The organism is Streptomyces apricus (genome assembly GCF_008369065.1).
GTDB lineage: Bacteria > Actinomycetota > Actinomycetes > Streptomycetales > Streptomycetaceae > Streptomyces > Streptomyces apricus.
Map to the genome: position 1 here is coordinate 14,422 of NZ_VDFC01000003.1, position 19,587 is coordinate 34,008.

The window sequence follows — 19,587 nt, forward strand, 5'->3', positions numbered from 1 at the left end:
GGTCGACACCATGCACACCCAGCACCACTGGATCACCACCCCCCTCACCGCGGACCTCCTGCGCGGCGCCCTCGACCTGGAGCGCACCGAGCACGGCGTGCTGCCGCACCGGCTGCCCGCGTGGGCCCGCGCCCAGTACCCCGACGGCCAGCTCGCCATGGCCGAGTCCCAGCCGTCCGGCGTACGGCTCGTGTTCCGCACCCGGGCCACCGCCGTCGAGCTGGACACCCGGCCCACCAAGCGGGAGTACACGGGCGCCCCGCCCCGCCCGGACGGTGTGTACGAACTGCTCGTCGACGGGCGGCTCGCCGGCCGCGGCAGCGTCAAGGACGGCAACACCCTGACCATCGACATGGCCACCGGCAGCGCCGAACTGCGCACCGGTCCGGCCGGCACCGTCCGCTTCGACGGCCTGCCCGGCGACGACAAGGACGTCGAGATCTGGCTGCCGCACAACGAGACCACCGAGCTCGTCGCCCTGCGCACCGACGCCCCCGTCGACCCCGCCCCGGACCGGGGGCGCCGGGTGTGGCTGCACCACGGCAGCTCCATCAGCCACGGCTCCGACGCCGCCGGGCCCACGGGCATCTGGCCCGCCGTCGCCGCCTCCCTCGCCGGGGTGGAGCTGGTCAACCTGGGGCTGGCCGGCAGCGCGCTGCTCGACCCGTTCACCGCGCGCACCCTGCGCGACACCCCCGCCGACCTGATCAGTCTCAAGATCGGCATCAATGTGGTCAACGCCGACGCGATGCGCGTGCGCGCCTTCACCCCTGCCGTCCACGGCTTCCTGGACACCATCCGCGAGGGTCATCCGGACGTGCCGCTGCTGGTCGTCTCACCGATCCTGTGCCCCATCCACGAGGACACGCCCGGCCCGAGCGCCCCGGACCTCGACCATCTGAGCGACGGGCAGCTGCGGTTCGTGGCGATGGGCGACCCGGCGGAGACGGCGGCCGGGAAGCTGACGCTGCGCGTCGTGCGCGACGAACTGGCCCGCGTCGTGGCGCAGCGGGCCAAGGAGGACCCCCACCTGTACTACCTCGACGGGCTGCGCCTGTACGGCGAGGCCGACCACGAGGAACTGCCGCTGCCCGACCAGCTCCACCCGGACGCCGCCACGCACCGCCGCATCGGCGAGCGCTTCGCCGAGCAGGTCTTCGCTGCGGACGGCGCGTTCGGCCCCGCGGCCCATCGCTGAAAGCCCATCGCTGAACGCCCGCCACCGAACGCCCGCCCTCACAGGCGGCGTTCGCCTCCCGCGGGGGACCTAGCGCCCGGCCCGCTGATCGGCCGTCGCCGGGCGGAAGCAGGCCGTCACCGCCTTGCCGTGCCGCTGGCAGCGCGTGTCCAGCTCGTCGGCGAGCATCTGGACGATCCCGACGCCGCGGCCGGAGGGTTCGCCGGCCTCCGGTTCGCGCCGCCGCGGCAGCGTCGTGTCCTCGTCGTGGACGCTCACATGGAGGCAGTCGCCGTCCCAGGTGAGCGCCAGGTGCGCGTCGCTGTTCGCGTGCACATGGGCATTGGTGATCAGCTCGGACACGGCCAGTACGACGGCGTCCACCGTGTCGGGCTCGTCCGCGGTCCACGGCAGGGACTGCAGATGCTTGCGCGTCCAGTCCCGCCCGGCGCGCACCCCGCCCGACACAGGAAACGAATGCGCCCAGCCCATCGCCTTGACCCCCACCTGTCCACTCCCGTCCCTGCCGTTCGTACCCCGTCGGTCACCGACCGGGTACCCGGCAGCCGCGTGAACAGGCGTGCCGCCTTCCCGCGCGGTCAGGAGTCGTCGCGGATGGCGGCGATGTCGAGCTGCAGGCGGACCTTCTCGCTGACCATGGCGCCGCCCTCGGCGAGCCTGCTGTTGTAGGTCAGGCCCCACTCCGAGCGGTTGATGGTCGTGGTGCCGTCGAAGCCGACGCGCTCGTAGCCGAACGGGTCCGTGACGTGGCCGATGTAGGTGAGTTCGAGGACGACGGGGCGCGTGACGTCCTTGATGGTGAGGTCGCCGGTCATCCGGTAGACGTCGGGGCCGGCGAGCTTCACGGCCGTGCTCAGGAACCGCATGTGCGGGTAGGTGGCGGAGTCCAGGAAGTCCCGGCCGGTCAGATGGCTGTCCCGCTGGTCCACCCCCGTGTCGACGCTCGCCGTGGACAGCAGGATCTCGGCGCCCGAGCGCGAGGGGTCGCGGCCGTCGAAGAAGAGGCGGCTGCGGTACTCCGTGAAGGAGCCCCGCACCGTCGTCACCATGGCGTGCCGCACGGAGAAGCCGATCCTGCTGTGCGCCGGGTCGATGACCCAGTTCCCGGTCAGACCCGCCAGACCGGGCTCCGGCCGGACGCCGTGCGAGGCATCCGGCCGCCTCGGCTCGACCAGCGTGTCCGCACGCCGGGGAGAAGCACCTCTGCTGAAAAGATTCATGACTCACCTAGCTGATGCGCAATTGATATTTCCGCAAGCCCAACCAAGATCCATAAGTTTACTGGACACATGCCCGGTGACCAGCGGCTCATCCCTGGGGAATCAAGAGGTCACAGAATCCACACACCTGTTACCGGCCCCTCAAGAAGGCACCGGGTGCCAGGGAAAGCCGCGGCGCGGAAAGAAATGCGTTCCTATGGGTTCAGTAACCGAAACTCGTCGTATAGGCGCACTCGGTGTATATGTACCCGGAGGACAGCTTGGCCGTGTCCGACGCCGGGGACTTTCCGATGCCGTCCTTGGACTTGTGCACGAAGTAGGTCGTTCCGGAGGGCAGGCTGATGGTCCGCTGGGGGTAGTTCTTGCCGCTGTCGCTGCACGGTTCGAAGCCCCGCGTCACCGTGCTCGCGAGGGAGTACGAGGTGCAGCTCCCGCAGGCCTTGAGCGTGAAGCTGCCCGTCACCGGTCCCGTGTACAGCACCGTGATGTCGTCCGGGCTGTCGTTCTTGACGGTGACGGAGATGCCGCCGCCGGACGCCGTGGTCGGCAGGCGCCTGCCCGCCGCGGGCACCGTCTGGGCGACCTCGGCGGCTATGGCGATCTTCTTGGCGCGGGCCCGGTTCTTGTGGTGCGGATTGCTCTTGGCGAAGTCGTTCATGGTGGTGACGGCCTCGGCGAAGCTCTTCTCCTTGTACTGGTCCACCCCGCAGGCGTACGCACCGGAGTCCGCGTTCTTCCGGGCCCGGGCGGCGTCCTCGTCCAGCGCCTCGGTCACCTCGGCGTTGTCCCCGCGCACCGAGGAGACCTGGGTGTTCAGGGTGCCGAGGCGCTCGACCGCCTTGCAGGGGTCGTCGCCGCCCACGTCCTTGACCGCCTTGTCGACCGCCGTCCCGACCGAGGACGCCACCTTGGTGGCCTGCTCGGAGCGCGGGAAGGTCGACAGGAGCTCACCGAAGTGGGTGGTCCAGTCGGCGACCCCGCCGGACAGCGACTGCGCCCCGCACTCGTAGAGCGAGGTGGCCAGCCGGTCGTCGGGCCACCTCCTGAGGTCCCCCACCTCGTCCTCGCCCATGGTGCGCGGGACCGTGCGGAGGTACTTCAGGGGGGCCACGGCCTCGCAGAAGTTCCGCTCGTCGTAGGCGGAGGCGACGCTGGTGTAGAAGCTCTTGAGCCGGCCCGGGACCCGGTCGGCCGCCCGCGAGCCGGGGTGCGCGCCGCGCAGGTCCCGGTAGGCCGACAGGGCCTGGCGGTAGTCGGGCTCGGCCGTCGAGAACGGCCGCTTCTCCGCCTCCCGGACCAGCTCGTCCGCCCGCTCCAGGCGGTCGAGGAGCATCTGCTCGGTGGCCTCGTCGCGTGCGTCGTCGTACAGGACGGCACCACCGGCGGGCACGGCCAGCAGCACGACGCCGAGGACGGCGGCGGTCCAGGCCGCCGGCGGCCAGCCGAGCCGGGTGCGCAGCCCGACGACCGCGCCGTGCACGGCCGCGAGCGCGAGCAGGACGAGGTAGGCGGCGAGGAATCCGGTGGAGACGCCGTCCGGGTCCGCGGGCAGCGCCACCAGGAGCAGGACCGCGGTCGCCGCCCAGCAGGCCGCCGCCCACCACCAGCGGCGCAGCAGCACGTAGCCCAGTCCCAGTCCGGACAGGTTCAGCAGTCCCACCGCGGCGGCCCGCAGGCCGTCGGCGGGCGCGGGCGGCGGCGCGGTCGGCATCGGCGGTACGACGAATCCCCGGCCCGGGTCGTTCGCCGGGCGCGGGTCGTTGTGGTCCCAGGACATGACGGCTCCCCCAGTCAATCACGCCCGAAGTTCTATGACTTGTCAGCGTACGGTCAGCCGTTCGAGCGGGACAAGGGGCAACGGCGGCTCTCCGTGCAACAACACCGTGCCGCGGCTGTCCGTCCTCAGCAGCAGCCGGAGCCGGCCGGCCCGGCGACCTCGTCGAGGTGGAGGCGGCAGAAGCACGACGCCTCGACCGCCACGTCCGCCACCGCCGCGGCGAGCTTCAGCTGCTGGGCCACGATCCGCGCCTCCCCCTCCTTGCCGAGCCGCACGAGGCACTCGTGGAAGCCGTGCAGGGCCCAGACGTTGCCGGGATGGTGCCGGGCGCGGGGAAGCGTGTCGTCGAGTCCGAGGTCGGCCCGGTAGACGGCCTCCGCCTCCACGACGCGGCCCTGTTCCAGGAGCAGGGCGCCGTACGCGTGCCGGGTGGGCTGCATCCATCCCCAGGGCTCGTCGTAGGGCAGGGCGTCGTCCAGGGCGACGGAGCGCTCCAGCGCGGCGAAGGCGGCCTCGAAGTCGCCCTTGCGGTACTCCAGTTCGCCGTCGAGCATCGCGGAGGCGACCGCCAGGAGGTCGGCGCAGGTGTTGTTGAACAGCATCCGGGTCTCCGGGACCCGTGCGACCGCCTCCCGGAACAGTACGCGCTCGGTCTCGGCCTCCTCGGTCCGGCCGGTGGCCGAGTGGGCGACACCGCGGGCGTAGTGCAGCATCGCGGTCGTCACGCAGTACAGCCGCGGGTCGGCGGGCAGCGGCAGGCGCAGGACGTCCGCCCAGCGGCCGAACCGGATCAGGACGTGCACCCGCATGGCGAGGAAACCCTCCAGCCAGTCCGCCATGGGCGGGCTCTGCACCCGCAGCAGTTCCTCCGGGACGGCGGCCTCCAGCTGGGCCGCGCTCTCCAGGGCGATGCGGGACTGCCCGAGGAACATCGCGCCGTAGATCCTGAAGTGGTGGTTGTGCGCCCGGTACAGCGTGTAGAAGTTCATCGCCCCGGAGCGCGCGAGGTACTTCTCGTCGGCGGCGACCGCCGCGCCGTTGTCGGCGACGACGCGCCGGTAGTCGCCGCACAGCACGTCCAGGTGGGTGGGCATGTGCTGGAGGTGGCCGGCGTCGGGGACCAGGCCGCGCAGCCGGTCGGCGGCGGGCAGCGCGGTCTCGGGTTCCGGGGACATCTCCATCAGGTGGATGTACAGGTGCAGCAGTCCCGGGTGCCGGGTCCCGGCGTCGGTGGCCAGGGCCCGCTCCAGCACCGCCCGGGCCACCGTCGTGCGCGAGCCGTCGGCGGGCTCGCCCGTGCGCAGGTCCCACAGCTGCCAGGGGGTCAGGTTCATCAGCGCGTCGGCGTAGAGCGCGGCCACGTCGGGGTCGTCCGGGGCGAGTTCGTACACGGCGCGCATGCTGTCGGCGTAAGCCTCGTTCCACACCGAGCAGTCCTCGACGGCCCCGGCCTGCGGGTAGCGGGCCCGCAGCGCGCCGATCAGGGCGCGTTCCACGGGAGTGGCGCCGGCCGCCTTGCGATGCGCGAGCTCCACGGCGGCGTGCGTGCGGTCGACGGTACGGGCCAGCTCCTCGCCCTCGAAGAACTCCCAGGGCTTGTTGTAGTTGGGCCCGAGGGCGTAGGCGATGCCCCAGTGGGCCATGGCGCAGCCGGGGTCCGCCGCGGCGGCGGCCTCGAAGCAGGCGACCGCCTCCTCGTGGTGGAAGCCGTAGGACCAGACCAGGCCGCGGTCGAACCAGAGCTGGGCCGCCGGGGACGACGTCGTCACGGTGCGGCCGTGACGGCCGAGGTCGTAGTAGTCCGTGTGGTCCATCCACCCCTCCTGCGCGTGTACGGCCGAAGGCCGAGGGCCCGCTGCTCCGGATCCGGATTCGGATCCGGGCCCGGGTTCCGAGCCTAGGGGCAGGCGCGCGCGGGAGGGGCGGTACGGCCGGTGCGGCGGTCCTCAGAACTCGCTGTCGATGCCGGTGACGAAGGCCGGGCCCAGCGGGGCGTCCTGCTCGGTGAAGCCGCTGTCGCGCAGCGCCTGGGAGACCAGCCGGACCGCCTCGGACTCGGCCCCGGCCTGGTCGGCGGCCTCCACCTCGATCCTGGCGGAGAACATGCCGCCGTCCTCGACCGTCAGCAGGCTCAGTTCCTCGCTCTCGCCCAGCTCCGTGTTCTGCGGATCCCGGGGGCGCAGCCTGCGCTCGATGTCGGACCGGGCGGTGTCCGCCACGCCGTTGACGAACGTGCCGGGGACGGTGATGACGTACGTGGTCATGCGAGCTCCTTACGGACGAGGACACACCGGATGGTCGAAGGCCGTACGAGCCGGGGGCCGGCCGGGCCGGGGCCCGTCGGCGGCGGGACCGGGCGGCGCACGGGCGACGGCGGCCCGTGGTGTCCTGATCGCACGTGCTCCGCTCCTCCCGGCCGCGACCCCCGCGCGGGCGCCTCGCCGGCTCGCAGGTGATCCACGTTCCGCGTTCCCCGCCTCCGCCCGGAAATGCGGACCGGCCCCGACGACGGCCGGTGCGCGCCCGTGACCTGCCCCTTCCGCCGCGCCCGCGGCGCCGTGGCCCGGTGGGGGCGGKGAACGGGAAAACGCGGCCGTCACCGGATGCCCACGCTCCGCGTGCACCCCGGTAGCCTCGTCGGATCCATGCGCGCCCCGTCCCTCCCGGGTGCAGGCAGAGGGCGTCGTGGCGCATTCTTGCTGTGTCAGCCACCCGGGCGGCGACGGACGAGGTGGGGCCGATGACTGGGAGAGCCGAGCACGGGACCCGGACTCCCGGACGCCTGGACCCGCTGCTCACCGGGGTCACGACGGAGGCGATCAGCGCGGCCGGGGGCTTCGCGGGGGGCGTGTACCTGCGCTCCGGCACTCCGGGGCTGTTACGGCTGGCGGTCCTGTCGGGACTGCCCGGACCGCTCTTCCGCCCCTGGTGGCGCGTGCACGTGGACCGCAGGTTCCCGGTGGCCGACGCGTACCGGCTGGGCGTCCAGGTGGTGCTCGCGGACGCCACGGAGACGATGCGCCGCTATCCCCAGTTCGCGGCGGGCCTGCCGTTCCAGTTCGGCTCGCTGTACGTGCCGGTCGTGGGCGGGCCGACGACGTACGGCGTCCTGACGCTGCTGCGCCCGTCGGTGTCGGACGCCACCGAGGTGCTGCCCGACCGCGACCGCATGGCGCAGCTGGCCGACGACCTGGGCGAGACGCTGCGGAAACTGGAGGAGGAGGGCGGGCCCGAGATCGCCTGGGACGTCGAGCCGCTCTGCGTGCGGCCGCTGGCCAGCCATCCGCCCGCCGGGCGCATGGGCCGGTTCACCTGGGATCCGGCGTCCGGCGTGGTGACCACGGACAGCCGCCTGCACGCCCTGCTGGGGGTGCCGCCGGGCCGGTCCACGGACACCCCGCAGGACCTCGCGGACGCGGTGGCCGCCTCCGACGCCCCGCAGATCCTGTCCGCGCTGCGGGAGACGTCCGTGGGCAGGCCGCCGCCGCTGCCCCTGCCGGTGCACGCGGCCGACGGCGGACTGCGGCTGCTGGAGCTCTGGACCCCGGAGGAGCTGCCCCCGTCGTCGCGGCCGCACACCGTCCGGGGCCTCGTCCTGGACCCGGACATCGGCTCGGCGGGCGACGGGGCGGCCGACCTGCTCCCCGAGGGCGTCTTCTGCCTCGACCGGCTGGGCCTGATCGTCTACGCGAACGAGCGGGCCGCCGAGCTGCTGGGGTGCCCGCGCAAGCGGCTCCTGGGCAGACCTCTGGGCGAGGAGGTGCCGTGGCTGGAGCGGTCCGCCTACGAGGACCACCTCCGGGAGGCCCTGCTGTCCTCGGAACCGGTGCACTTCCACGTCGTACGGCCGCTGGACGGTGACTCCGAAGGCGCGCAGACGCCCGCGCCGGAGCCCGGCGGCGGTGACTGGATGGCCGTCTCCGTCCACCCCGGACGCGACATCCTGACCTGCACCATCGTGCCCGCGAACCGGGTGGCCGAGCCCGCCCCCGACCCGGTGCCCGCATCCGAGGGGGCGCAGGCCGCCGGGGCGCCCCGGGCCGAGGGTCCGTCCGCCGGGATCACCTCGATGGCGCCGCTGTACCGGCCGATCGTCCTCGCGATCGCGCTGAACGAGGCGGTCACCGCGCGGCAGGTGTCCGCGGTCGTGATGCAGGAGCTGCTGCCGGCCTTCGGCGGCGGCCGGCTCGCCATCTACCTGCTGCAGGAACGACACCTCTACCTGGCCTGGGAGACGGGCTTCCCGCAGGGCTTCCTCGCGCCCTTCGAAGGGGTCGGCCTGGACGCGCGCATCCCCGGCGTGGAGACCCTCACCAGCGGCCGCCCGCTCTTCTTCGAGTCGATGCAGCAGCTCGCGACCGCCTACCCGGGCTTGCCGCTCGACGCGGCGGAGGGCTCCCGGGCCTTCCTGCCCCTGATCGCCTCCGGCCGCCCGGTCGGCTCCTGCATCCTGGGCTTCGACCGCTCCCGCAGCTTCAGCACCGAGGAGCGCACGGTGCTGACCGCCCTCGCCGGGCTGATCGCCCACGCCATGGAGAAGGCGCAGCGCTACGACAGCGAGGCCGCGCTCGCCCGGGGCCTGCAGCAGGCGCTCCTGCCGCGCCGCCTGTCCGCGCACCCGCAGCTGGAGACCGTCGGGCGCTATCTGCCGGGCACCCAGGGGATGGACGTCGGGGGCGACTGGTACGACGTCGTCGAGTCGGGCCACGGCCTGGCGCTCGTCATCGGGGACGTCCAGGGGCACGGTGTCCAGGCCGCCGCCACGATGGGGCAGCTGCGCAGCGCCGTACGGGCCTTCGCGCTCGGCGACCGGCCGCCCGACGAGGTCATGAGCGGCACCAACCACCTGCTGATCGACCTCGATCCCGGGCTGTTCGCCAGCTGCTGCTACATCCGGCTGGACCCGCTCACCGGTCTGGCGCGGGTGGCCCGGGCGGGGCACCCGCCGCCGATCCTGCGGTACCCGGACGGCCGTACGCACGTCCTGGACATCCCCGGCGGTGTCGTCCTCGGCGTGGACCCGCAGGCCCACTACCCGGTGACGGAGCTGCGGCTGGACCCGGGGGCCGTCCTCGCGCTCTACACCGACGGACTCGTCGAGCGGCCCGGTGTCGACATCGACGAGGGGATCACCGCGCTGCGCGTCGCCCTGGCCCGGGCCGGTGCGCCCGCCGCCCGTCCCGGGGGCCGTTCGCTGTCGGGGGTCGCCGACCGGCTGACCGCCAAGGCCCGGCACGTCGCCGACCGGCCCGACGACATCGCGCTGCTGCTCGCCACGCGCCGCTTCGAGCCGCGCGGGCACCGCTAGGGGGTGTTGCGACAGGCCGTCGGTCGTCTGCGGCACCGACATGGCCGGTCGCGCGGTTCCCCGCGCCCCTTCAGGGCATGGCCGGACCACCGCGTGGCGGGCCCGCCGTCGCGCGGCCCAGGCGGACCGGGACGCCGGGCGAGTACAGCACGCTCACCGGCTCCCCCTCGGGCGCGGGCAGTCCGGCGGACCGGACGAGGTTCTCCTCGCACGCGACCAGCGTCGCGCGGTGCAGCGGCCAGCGCGGATGGTCGTTGGGCAGGAAGCGCGCACCGCCGGAGAAGGGGTTGTGCATGCCCCAGCGGGCGGTCAGGAAGTGTTCGAGCGCGGTGGGCTCGGCTATCCGCTCCCCGGGCCGGACGACGAGACGGCTGTACGCGCCCCGCGGGCCCGGCAGGCGGCGGGTGCTGGTGTAGGCGACGGTGTCGCCGTCGGTGCGCACGGACATGCGGGACCACACGTACGGCAGCCGGAAGCCGAGGCGCCCCATGAGCACCGGTACGAGCCGGGAGGCATCCATGGAGCGGAAGACCACGCCGCGCCGCCCGTACCCGTCCACCGAGTACAGCCGTACGTTGGTCTCCGGGAACGAGCCGAAGTAGGGCACGCCCGGGGTCCGCCACCAGGCCACCCGGTGCATGCGGAAGGCGACCAGGCCGACGAAGGTCGCGCCGTCCAGGGTGTCGGGGACGGTGCCGGCGGGCAGCAGCCCCGCCACGGCCGCCGGGTCGACGGCCCAGTGCACGAAGGCGAGGTCCAGCCACTCCTGCGTCAGCAGCGGGCGGTGCAGCGGGTGCGGGGCGTCCGGGGTGACCGGCTCCGGCGCGGACGAGGTGATCGGCACGGGCGCCAGCATCGCAGGGCCGCGCCCCGGACAGGGCGGGATCCCGCGCCGTGTGACGCATCCGGCAGCGGTTTCGGGAGAGGGCGGCGGCCGTCAGACGTCGGTGGGCAGCCCGCTGACCTCGGCGATGCCCCGCAGTTCCTCGTCCTGACGGTGGCGCTCCCCGATGAACTCGGCGATCTCCTGGCAGCGGGCGGGGTCGGCCGCGGTGCCGGAGTCGGTGACGACCCGGACGGAGCCGCCCTCCTCCGTCTCGATCTCGACGATCTGGTTGTCCATGCGGCCCGTGACGGCGACGGCCACGACGAGGGACGCCTCGTCGCGGATCTCCTGGGAGACACCGGCGCCGTCCGCGCCCTCCAGATCGAGCTCGATCGGTCCGGCCCGTTGCTCCTGCATGGCTTCGAGCACGGGTTCGACCATGCGGAGCAGGAGCGCGTAGTCGGACGGGGTCATCCGCACCCGCAACAGGTCGAGGTAGAGGTCGACGGGCCGGCCTTCGGGCGGAAATTCTGATTCGGTCATGGGACTCGACTTCCCCGATGTGGGCAATGTGATCGCATCTGTCCCCAGAATGCTGGATCCACCGCCGCCGCGCCGCCCGGCAGCGCCGCCGGTCCCGCCGGGCTCCGGGGCGGGCGTTCCCGCGCGCCCCGGAGCCCGCCCGGGTTACGCCCCCCGGCGGACGCGGGCCGCCTTTCGCGCCTCCGCCGTGCGGCGGGCCTCCGCGGTACGGCGGGACTCGCCGCCGGAGCGGCCCGGGCGGGTGCCCATGCCGCGGAAGGGGGCGCCGCCGCGCTGCGGGCGCTCCGTGACCGGGGCGCTGCCGGCGACGGGGACGCCGGACGGTGCCTGGGCGCCGGTGATGCGGCTCAGCTCGGCCTCGCCGGAGCGGACCTGGGTGACCTGCGGCCGGATGCGGGCGTCGGACAGCAGGCGGGTCATGTCGCGGCGCTGGTTGGGCAGGACCAGCGTGACGACGCTGCCGGACTCGCCGGCCCGGGCGGTGCGGCCGCCGCGGTGCAGGTAGTCCTTGTGGTCGCCGGGCGGGTCGACGTTCACGACGAGGTCGAGGTCGTCGACGTGGATGCCACGGGCCGCCACGTTGGTCGCCACCAGCACGGTGACCGCGCCGGACTTGAACTGCGCGAGCGTCCGGTTGCGCTGGGGCTGCGACTTGCCGCCGTGCAGGGCCGCGGCCCGCACCCCGCTGCCGAGCAGGTGCTTGGTGAACTGGTCGACGGAGTGCTTGGTGTCCAGGAACATGAGCACGCGCCCGTCCCGGGCGGCGATCTCCGTGGCGGTGGCGTACTTGTCCGCGCCGTGCACGTACAGCACGTGGTGCTCCATCGTGGTGACGGCGCCCGCCGACGGGTCGACGGAGTGGACCACCGGGTCGTGGAGGTAGCGGCGCACCAGGAGGTCGATGTTGCGGTCCAGCGTCGCGGAGAACAGCAGGCGCTGCCCGTCGGGCCTCACCAGGTCCAGGAGCGCGGTGACCTGGGGCATGAAGCCCATGTCGGCCATCTGGTCGGCCTCGTCCAGGACGGTGATCGCGACCCGGTCGAGGCGGCAGTCCCGGCGCTCGACGAGGTCCGCCAGGCGGCCCGGGGTGGCGACGACGACCTCGGCGCCGGAGCGCAGCGCGCCGGCCTGCCGGCCGATCGACATGCCGCCGACGACGGTGGCCATGCGCAGCCGCAGGGCCTTGGCGTACGGGGTGAGCGCGTCGGTGACCTGCTGGGCCAGCTCGCGGGTGGGGACGAGCACCAGGGCCAGCGGCTGCTTCGGCTCGGCGCGCCGCCCGGCCGTGCGGGCGAGGAGCGCGAGGCCGAAGGCGAGGGTCTTGCCGGAGCCGGTGCGGCCCCGGCCGAGCACGTCGCGGCCGGCGAGGGAGTTCGGCAGGGTGGCCGCCTGGATCGGGAACGGCTCGCGCACGCCGAGGCCGGTGAGCGTCTCCAGCACCTCGGCGGGCAGGCCCAGCTCCGCGAAGGAGGTGACCGCCGGGAGCGCGGGGGTGACGGTGGCGGGCGGCGCGAACTCACCCTGCACGGCGGCGGGACGCCGTGCGCCGCCGCCCGGACGGGTGCCGGGACGGCCCTGTCCCGGCGTGCGGGAGCGGCCGCCGCGGTCGGAGCCGAATCCGTCCTTGCGGTTGTTTGCGAAACGGTCGTTCGTGCGAGCTGATCGGTTCATGGAGAACCTTCCTCGATATGGCACGTATCGAGGAATTCCCGGCGGATGGCGAAGCCGGACGAATTGCAAGAACGAGCCGAATAAAAATCGGAACCGGGCCGGTCGGGCCGGCACGGCACACCGGGTCGCAACAGCGTGGCCGCGGCGGACATTCCCGCCGCGGGGCCCGGGGCGCGGAGAACGCAACAAGCTGGGGTCCCACCTCCAGGTGGGACCCCAGCTGCTGTGTGCGCTACGGCATCAGGCAGGAGTGATGTTCTCCGCCTGCGGGCCCTTCTGGCCCTGCGTGACGTCGAAGGTCACCTTCTGGCCCTCCTGCAGCTCGCGGAAGCCCGAGGTGGCGATGTTCGAGTAGTGGGCGAAGACGTCCGGGCCGCCGCCGTCCTGCTCGATGAAGCCGAAGCCCTTTTCCGAGTTGAACCACTTGACGGTTCCAGTAGCCATTTTTTTATCCCTTTCGGGGCAGTACCCGGGGCCCGCACCGTGTGGACCCCTGTGACGCCGCAATTGACCCCGTCCGGAATGAAATGCCGGAAATACAAAAGTGCCCGACGAATACGAATTCGCCTGCGGCACTTGAAGTGTGCGGGAACTACAACTGCAACTGGATCAAGACTAGCACGCAGGGCCCGTTCGGCAACGGGACGACGACACCCCGGGTAACCCCCGCGCACGGCCCTCGGGGGTGCTGCACGCCTATGGAAACTGACGGCTCGTCAGGTTACGCTCCGCGCATGATTCCCACGGTGGTCTGGGGTACCGGAAACGTGGGCCGCGCGGCGATCCGCGCGGTCGAGGCGCACCCGACGCTCGACCTCGCCGCGGTGCTCGTCCACAGCCCCGGCAAGGTGGGCCGCGACGCGGGCGACCTGGCCGGTCTGGGCCGGGGCCTGGGCGTCGCGGCGACCGACGACGTCGACGCCGTACTGGCCGCCGGCCCCCGGGCCGTCGTGTACGCGGCCTCGGGCGACCTGCGGCCCGACGAGGCCCTGGCCGACGTCGGCAGGGCGGTCCGCGGCGGCGCCGTGGTGGTGACGCCGTCGCTGTACCCGCTCTACGACCGGCGCGGGGCCCCACCCGAGTTCCGCGAGCCCGTGCTCGCCGCCGTCGCGGCCGGCGGCGGGTCGCTGTTCGTCTCCGGCGTCGACCCGGGCTGGGCCAACGACGTGCTGCCGCTGCTGGTGAGCGGGCTGGGCACGGTCGTCGACGGCATCCGCTGCCAGGAGGTCTTCGACTACTCCACGTACGACCAGGAGGAGTCGGTGCGGTTCCTGGTCGGGATGGGGCAGCCCATGGAGTACGAGCCGCCGATGCTCGCCCCGTCGGTCCCGACGATGGTGTGGGGCGGGCAGATCCGGCTGCTGGCCAGGGCCCTGGAGGCCGAGGTCGACGAGATCCGCGAGACCCTGGAGCGACGTCCGCTCGACACCACCGTGCGGACCCGGACGATGGGGGTGTTCGAGGCCGGCACCCAGGGCGCGGTGCGCTTCGAGGTGCAGGGCTTCGTCGGGGGCGAACCGCGCCTCGTCATCGAGCACGTCACCCGGATCCACCCGTCCTGCGCCCCGGACTGGCCGGTGCCGCCCGACGGCGACGGGGCGCACCGCGTGATCGTCGAGGGCCGTCCGCGCATCGTCGTCACGGTCGAGGCGGACGACGAGGGCGAGAACCGCTCGGCGGGCGGCAACGCCACGGCCGTCGGCCGGCTGATCGGCGCCGTCGAGTGGCTGGTGGCCGCGGAACCGGGACTGTACGACGCGCTCGACGTGCCGCTGCGGCCGGCGGCCGGACGGCTCGGCAGGAAGTGACGCCCCGCGGGCGAAGGAGGAGCGGATGAACGTCGACGTCCCCGCCGGCAAGGACCCGATCGCGTACGTGTGGGGCGAGATGGTCCCCGGCATCGGCCCCGCCGCCGCCGACTTCTCGCTGGCCGTGTACGCCCACACGACGCTCGCCCTGCGGGAGTTCGAGGCCGCGCGGCTGCGGATCGCGCAGATCAACGGGTGCCTCTTCTGCCTCGACTGGCGCACCGAACGGGACGGGCACAAGGTCGAGGAGGGGTTCGCCGACGCGGTGGCGCGATGGCGCACGACCGACGCCCTGGACGGGCGGGCGCGGCTGGCCGCCGAGTACGCGGAGCGCTACGCCCTGGACCACCACGGTCTCGACGAGGAGTTCTGGGAGCGGATGACCGCGCACTACAGCCAGGCCGAGATCGTGGAGCTGACCATGAGCCTCGGTTCCTGGCTGGCGTTCGGCCGCCTCAACCGCGTCCTGGGGCTCGACGCCCTGTGCGTCCTGCCGGGGCACGGATAGGCCCGCGGAGGTCCGGGACCGTCCGGTCCGGGCGGCCCCGGTTCCGTACGGCCCCGGTTCCGTACGGCCGCCGCTACAGGTCCGCGGCGATGATCGCCTCGATGTTCCGCTCGGCGAGCGCCGTGATGGTGACGAACGGGTTGACGGTGGTGTTGCCCGGGACGAGCGCGCCGTCGATGACGTACAGGCCCGTGTAGCCGTACAAGCGGCCGTAGTTGTCCGTCGCCTTGTTGAGGACGGCGCCGCCCAAGGGGTGGTACGTGAGGTGGTCGCCCCAGATCTTGTACGTGCCGAAGAGGTCGGTGCGGTAGATCGTGCCCTCCTTGGCGTTGATCTTGTCGAAGATCGTCTTGGCCATGTCGATGGACGGCTGCTTCCAGGCGGTCTGCCAGTCGAGGTCGACCTTGCCGGTGGAGGCGTTCCAGGTGAAGCGGGCGCGGTGCGGGTTTTTGGTGATCGACAGGTAGAACGAGGCGTAGGTCTCGATGCCGGTGGGCAGGGGCGCCACCTCGGCGAACGCGCCGCCCGCCGCCCAGTTGTCGATGCCGGAGCACGGGATGGACGATTGCAGGGCGCCGGTGGGGTCCCACAGGTGGTTGGCGCGGCCGCACATCACGTTGCCGTTGTCGCCCCAGCCCCTGCCGACCTCGCCGTTGAGGTTCGCCAGCGCGCCGGTCGCCTTCAGCCCGACCAGGAGCTTGCTGGTGCCGACGCGGTCCGCGGTGACGGCCTTGGTGGCCGTGGTGGCGCCGGTGGTGTCGAGCTGGTCGACGACGACCCGGTAGCCGCCGCCGGTGGCCGGGGCGACCGAGGTGACCTTGTGCAGCGGCGAGACGGCGACCCGTCCGGTCGCCCGCGCCTTCGCCAGATAGGTCTTCTGCAGGGACTTCTTGCCGTAGTTGTTGCCATAGAGGATCTCGCCCGCGAGGGCGGACTTCGGTACGGTCCCGGCGGCCTCCTGCTCCATGTAGTCCCAGTCGTACACGTCGGGCACGAAGACGAACGGGAAGCCCGAACGCTCCGCGTGCTTGCGGCCCACCCGCGCGTACTGGTAGCAGGCGGTGGTGTCGAACCACGCCGGGTCGACCGTGCCGACGCCGAGCCCCGCGTTGGCGCGCGGGTAGTAGACGGAGTACATCGGGCCGGCGTCGACCGAGGGCAGGACGGCGGCGAAGTTCTCCCGCTTGGGCGTGACCGCCATGCCTCCGTTGACCAGCGAGCCGCCGCCGACGCCGCGGCCCTGGTAGACGATGATGCCGCCCATCTCCTCGGCGTCCAGGACCCCGGTGTAGCGCGGGACGTCCCGGTCGATGGGGAAGCCCAGGAAGTTGCTGAGCGGCTGCTTCGTCCTGGTGCGCAGCCAGTAGGAGCGATAGTCGGGGCTCGTGGTGTTGGCGAAGATCTTCCCGTCGGGCCCGGGGGTGTCCCAGGCCATGCCCATCTCGACCATGTGGACGTCGACCCCGGCCTGGGCCAGCCGCAGCGCGGCCACGGAACCGCCGTACCCGGTGCCGATCACGAGCGCGGGCACGTGCGCCCCCGGCTCGATCACCGCGGCCGCGGCCGGGGTCGCGGCGCGCGCCGGGAGCGCCTGTCCGGCGAGTGCCGCCGATCCAAGAAGAGAACCTGTTCCAGTCATGAATCTTCTACGGGACACACCTCCGGGGCGCGCCCCGCCTGGGGAATGGTCGTTCATGCGCGGCTCCTCACTCTCCATAGAGTGAAACGGGTTCTACTGGGAGGCCCGTGAGAAGTCACGCCATACCTTGAGGTAACTTTCGAACGATCACAAACGGGGCATCACGCGCGCAGCAGGCGGCGGGCGGTCAGCGCCAGGCTCAGCTCCACCATGTCGGCGGGCCGGGTGAGCGAGCGCCCGGTCAGCTGCTCGCACCGCTTCAGCCGGTTCAGGACGGTGTTGCGGTGGCAGTACAGGCGCACGCCCGCCCGCTGCGCGCTGCCGTCGCACTCCAGCCACGCCGCCAGGGTGTCCAGCAGGATGTCGCGGTCGGACGGCTCCAGGCGCAGCAGCGGTCCCAGGACCTCCTCGGCCAGCGCCGTGCCCAGTTCGGGGCACGACATCACCAGAGCCGCGGGCAGGTGCTCCGTCAGCCGCACGGTGTCGCCGTCGGCCGCGCACAGGCTCAGCGCCAGGTCCGCCAGTCTGCGGGCGTCCCCCACCGCGGCCAGTCCCGCCACGACGGGCCCGACCCCGATCCTCGCCCCCGCGGGGGCCCGCAGGTCCGGCAGCGCTCCGGCCGGGTCCGCGTCACCGGCCAGGACGATGCCGTGGTCGACGTCCACCCCGGTGTGCCAGTACACGCGCGTGCCGGGCGGGACGACCGCGGCGAGCAGGGGGGCGCGGCCCGTCCGGCGTCCGCCCGCGACGGCGACCACGGCGTAGCTGCCCTGCTCCGGCAGGTCCAGGGCCTGCGCCGTCTCGGCGACGTCGGCGATGCGGCTCGTGCCGTCGAGCAGGGCGGCGGTCAGCAGGCGCACCCGGTGCTCCTGGCGCCAGGCGTGCTGCCGTTCGACCTTGCGGTAGACGTCGGCCACGAGGGTGCAGTGCTCGTCGACGAAGTTCCACACGTCGGCCGCCACGTGGACGAGCAGGCGGACGTCCTCGGGGGCGGTCCGGGAGGTCTCCTCGACGAGCGACTGCCAGATGAGGGAGCCGCCGAGCCGGAAGGCGTGCAGGAGCGCGTCGAGCGGCAGGCCCTGTTCGGCGCGCGCCGCGCCGATCTTCCCCGAGCAGCGCAGCGCCGCCTCCCGTGCGGCGCGCGGGTCGAGCAGGGAGGCGACACTGTGCCGCAGCGAGCGGTGCACCTCCTGCCAGGTGGCCACCGGGTCGCTCTCCAGCGTGCTCCGGTAGGCGGGCTCCCGCTCCCGCAGCACCGCCACGAGCCGGTCGGTCAGCTCCGGGAGGTTGTTCAGCAGCACCCGGGCCGAGCGGTGCAGGACCCGCAGGGCGTCGGCGTCGATCAGTGAACGCGCCTTCACGGCACGGGGCCGCGCGGCGGAGGGCGGTCGGTGGCCGAGCTCGACCCGTGACCGTACTGCCTGATGCATCGCGTTCTCCCGGGGCGTCGGCTCCGTGGGGTGCGCCCGCGGCGGTCCCGGTGCGGCCACCTGTCGGCCGCGGTCCCCGCCATGGTCGGCACCTGTCTCGTCCTGCCCCGTAGAATGACATACCGTCCAGTCGGTCCCTAGGGTTCTGCGTCGTTCTTTTCCCTCCGCCTCCCCTACCGCCCGCCCGGTGACGGATCTTTCGCGTGCGCCGGGTTTTCAGGGGAATCCGGATCCGGAACGGGAGGAGAGCTGTCATGTATCTGGCACGCGGAAGCGGTGGCGACCCCGAGAACTGGCTCTGGGCCCTGGGCGCCGTCGCCCTGTACGCACTGATCAGTTACGCACTGGCGTACCGGGCCCGCTCCCGGCGCGGCTCCCGGCATCCGGGCCACGACGCCCTGCACGACCTCAAGGACCGGGAGGAGCCGCAGTCGCCCCGCCAGCGCCTGCTGAGCCGCGCGATCATGCTGGGCGGCGCGGCGGCGACCGCCGGGGTCGCCCTGTCCACCTCGGGCGTCCCGCGGGTGGCGGCGACCGCGGTCGTCGCCGTCGCGGCGGTCGGGCTGTGGGCCTACTACGACCACCGCACCGAGAACCCGGTGGCCGGCGGGCGGTGAGCAGGGCCCGGGTCACGGGCGCCGGCGCTCAGGGGCCGGAGCCCGGATCCGGCTCCACGGCGTCGGTGATGCCGGCCCGGGCGGCCTCCAGTTGCGCGGCGAAGGCGACGCCGAGGAAGAGCGCGATGCCGGTCAGGTTGGCCCACAGCAGCAGCGCGACGAACGCGGTGAGCGGTCCGTAGACCGCGCCGAACGACCCGCTCTTCGCGACGTAGAGCGCCAGCAGCCAGGTGGCGACGACCCAGAGCACCAGGTGGACCGCCGAGCCGAAGGCCAGCCAGGTGTAGCCCGGCTGGTCCCGGCGGGGCGCCCAGCGGAAGATCACCGCGGAGGCCACCCAGGCCAGCGCGACGCCCAGCGGCACCTGCAGCAGCCCCCACCAGTCGAGGCTGCCCTCGGACCAGCGCAGAGCCTGGACCACCGACTCCCCCACCGCGTCACCGGCGACGAGGACGAGGAACCCGAGGGCCAAAGGCATGCCCGCGGCGAGGGCGAGGAGCAGCGAGCGGGCGTACTTGGTCAGGAACGGGCGGTCGCGTTCGATGCCGTAGATCCGGTTGGCGCCCCGCTCGACCTGGCCCATCGCCGAGGCCAGGTTGAGCACGGCGAAGCCGAGGCCCAGCCACATCGCGAGGGCGTTCCAGATCCCGGACCCGGCACTGCGCTCCGTCTTGTCCAGCGCCTCCTCGACCAGGTCGGCGCTGGCACCCGGCACGATGTGGCCGAGGGTGAGTTCGATGATCCGTCCGATGCTCTCGGTGTGGACGGTCGTGGCGACACCGACCAGGACGATGGTGAAGGGGACCATGCCCACGACCACCTGGAAGGCCAGGGAACGCGCGTGGCTGAAGCCGTCGGCGTAGCGGAAGCGGGAGAACGCGTCCACCAGCAGCTGGCGGCCCCCGTAGCGCCGCAGCGCGGTGAGTGCCTCGTCGCCGGAGAGCTCCTCCCCGATCATGTCCCGCGTCTGCGGGACGTGCACGGCGGTACCCATCGCGTCCGTCTCCTCGTGTCGTCCGTCCGGCCCGGCCCGGCCGCCGGT

The 19,587-nt window shown here is 73.0% G+C and carries 17 protein-coding genes; 5 read left to right on the forward strand and 12 right to left on the reverse strand.

What is annotated here, in order from left to right; all coding sequences use genetic code 11:
• Positions 1-10 precede the first annotated feature (10 nt).
• Positions 11-1,198 carry a GDSL-type esterase/lipase family protein gene (locus FGF04_RS00475; RefSeq protein ID WP_149509159.1) on the forward strand — a complete coding sequence of 396 codons (1,188 nt, stop codon included), beginning with the start codon at positions 11-13 and terminating at the stop codon, positions 1,196-1,198.
• 69 nt (positions 1,199-1,267) lie between these two features.
• Here FGF04_RS00475 and FGF04_RS00480 read toward each other — a convergent pair whose 3' ends face one another.
• From FGF04_RS00480 to FGF04_RS00500, 5 genes are all read right to left on the reverse strand, one after another.
• The gene (locus FGF04_RS00480) at positions 1,268-1,684 is read right to left on the reverse strand and encodes an ATP-binding protein (protein WP_188113906.1); all 417 of its coding nucleotides are present in this window, start codon (positions 1,682-1,684) and stop codon (positions 1,268-1,270) included.
• A gap of 92 nt (positions 1,685-1,776) precedes the next feature.
• Positions 1,777-2,418, reverse strand: coding sequence for a YceI family protein (locus tag FGF04_RS00485; protein ID WP_149509160.1), 642 nt, complete (start codon positions 2,416-2,418; stop codon positions 1,777-1,779).
• A gap of 202 nt (positions 2,419-2,620) precedes the next feature.
• Positions 2,621-4,195, reverse strand: a complete 1,575-nt coding sequence (locus tag FGF04_RS00490; RefSeq protein WP_235882107.1) for a hypothetical protein — start codon at positions 4,193-4,195, stop codon at positions 2,621-2,623.
• A gap of 125 nt (positions 4,196-4,320) precedes the next feature.
• On the reverse strand, positions 4,321-6,009 hold the full coding sequence (locus FGF04_RS00495; protein ID WP_149509161.1) for a tetratricopeptide repeat protein: 1,689 nt from the start codon (positions 6,007-6,009) through the stop codon (positions 4,321-4,323).
• 132 nt (positions 6,010-6,141) lie between these two features.
• A complete protein-coding gene (locus FGF04_RS00500; RefSeq protein ID WP_149509162.1) occupies positions 6,142-6,459 on the reverse strand; it encodes a hypothetical protein in 318 nt (105 codons plus the stop codon).
• A gap of 476 nt (positions 6,460-6,935) precedes the next feature.
• On the opposite strand from FGF04_RS00500, the gene FGF04_RS00505 reads away from it, so the two are divergent.
• Positions 6,936-9,503: a SpoIIE family protein phosphatase gene (locus tag FGF04_RS00505; protein WP_149509163.1), complete on the forward strand. Its 2,568-nt coding sequence runs from the start codon at positions 6,936-6,938 to the stop codon at positions 9,501-9,503.
• 70 nt (positions 9,504-9,573) lie between these two features.
• Here FGF04_RS00505 and FGF04_RS00510 read toward each other — a convergent pair whose 3' ends face one another.
• The 4 genes from FGF04_RS00510 to FGF04_RS00525 all read right to left on the reverse strand — a co-directional run bounded on the left by FGF04_RS00510 (position 9,574) and on the right by FGF04_RS00525 (position 12,987).
• Positions 9,574-10,359 carry a YqjF family protein gene (locus tag FGF04_RS00510; RefSeq protein ID WP_149509164.1) on the reverse strand — a complete coding sequence of 262 codons (786 nt, stop codon included), beginning with the start codon at positions 10,357-10,359 and terminating at the stop codon, positions 9,574-9,576.
• A gap of 81 nt (positions 10,360-10,440) precedes the next feature.
• Positions 10,441-10,872: a hypothetical protein gene (locus FGF04_RS00515; RefSeq protein WP_149509165.1), complete on the reverse strand. Its 432-nt coding sequence runs from the start codon at positions 10,870-10,872 to the stop codon at positions 10,441-10,443.
• Between the two features lie 144 nt (positions 10,873-11,016).
• Positions 11,017-12,543 carry a DEAD/DEAH box helicase gene (locus tag FGF04_RS00520; RefSeq protein ID WP_149509166.1) on the reverse strand — a complete coding sequence of 509 codons (1,527 nt, stop codon included), beginning with the start codon at positions 12,541-12,543 and terminating at the stop codon, positions 11,017-11,019.
• Between the two features lie 240 nt (positions 12,544-12,783).
• Positions 12,784-12,987, reverse strand: coding sequence for a cold-shock protein (locus tag FGF04_RS00525; RefSeq protein ID WP_149509167.1), 204 nt, complete (start codon positions 12,985-12,987; stop codon positions 12,784-12,786).
• A 290-nt stretch (positions 12,988-13,277) separates the two neighbouring features.
• Between FGF04_RS00525 and FGF04_RS00530 the strand changes: the two genes are divergently transcribed.
• Together FGF04_RS00530 and FGF04_RS00535 are read left to right on the forward strand one after the other, a co-directional pair.
• On the forward strand, positions 13,278-14,351 hold the full coding sequence (locus tag FGF04_RS00530) for an NAD(P)H-dependent amine dehydrogenase family protein (protein ID WP_149509168.1): 1,074 nt from the start codon (positions 13,278-13,280) through the stop codon (positions 14,349-14,351).
• A 25-nt stretch (positions 14,352-14,376) separates the two neighbouring features.
• Positions 14,377-14,859 (forward strand): carboxymuconolactone decarboxylase family protein, encoded by a 483-nt coding sequence (locus tag FGF04_RS00535; RefSeq protein WP_149509169.1) that lies wholly within the window; start codon positions 14,377-14,379, stop codon positions 14,857-14,859.
• Positions 14,860-14,932: 73 nt separating this feature from the next.
• Here FGF04_RS00535 and FGF04_RS00540 read toward each other — a convergent pair whose 3' ends face one another.
• Positions 14,933-16,498 carry a GMC oxidoreductase gene (locus tag FGF04_RS00540; RefSeq protein ID WP_223146327.1) on the reverse strand — a complete coding sequence of 522 codons (1,566 nt, stop codon included), beginning with the start codon at positions 16,496-16,498 and terminating at the stop codon, positions 14,933-14,935.
• A 161-nt stretch (positions 16,499-16,659) separates the two neighbouring features.
• Positions 16,660-17,928, reverse strand: a complete 1,269-nt coding sequence (locus tag FGF04_RS00545) for a PucR family transcriptional regulator (RefSeq protein ID WP_149509171.1) — start codon at positions 17,926-17,928, stop codon at positions 16,660-16,662.
• Positions 17,929-18,182: 254 nt separating this feature from the next.
• Here FGF04_RS00545 and FGF04_RS00550 point away from each other — a divergent pair, with 254 nt between their 5' ends.
• Positions 18,183-18,545, forward strand: coding sequence for a hypothetical protein (locus FGF04_RS00550; RefSeq protein WP_149509172.1), 363 nt, complete (start codon positions 18,183-18,185; stop codon positions 18,543-18,545).
• 28 nt (positions 18,546-18,573) lie between these two features.
• Here FGF04_RS00550 and FGF04_RS00555 read toward each other — a convergent pair whose 3' ends face one another.
• The gene (locus FGF04_RS00555; protein ID WP_149509173.1) at positions 18,574-19,539 is read right to left on the reverse strand and encodes a YihY/virulence factor BrkB family protein; all 966 of its coding nucleotides are present in this window, start codon (positions 19,537-19,539) and stop codon (positions 18,574-18,576) included.
• Positions 19,540-19,587: the final 48 nt, after the last annotated feature.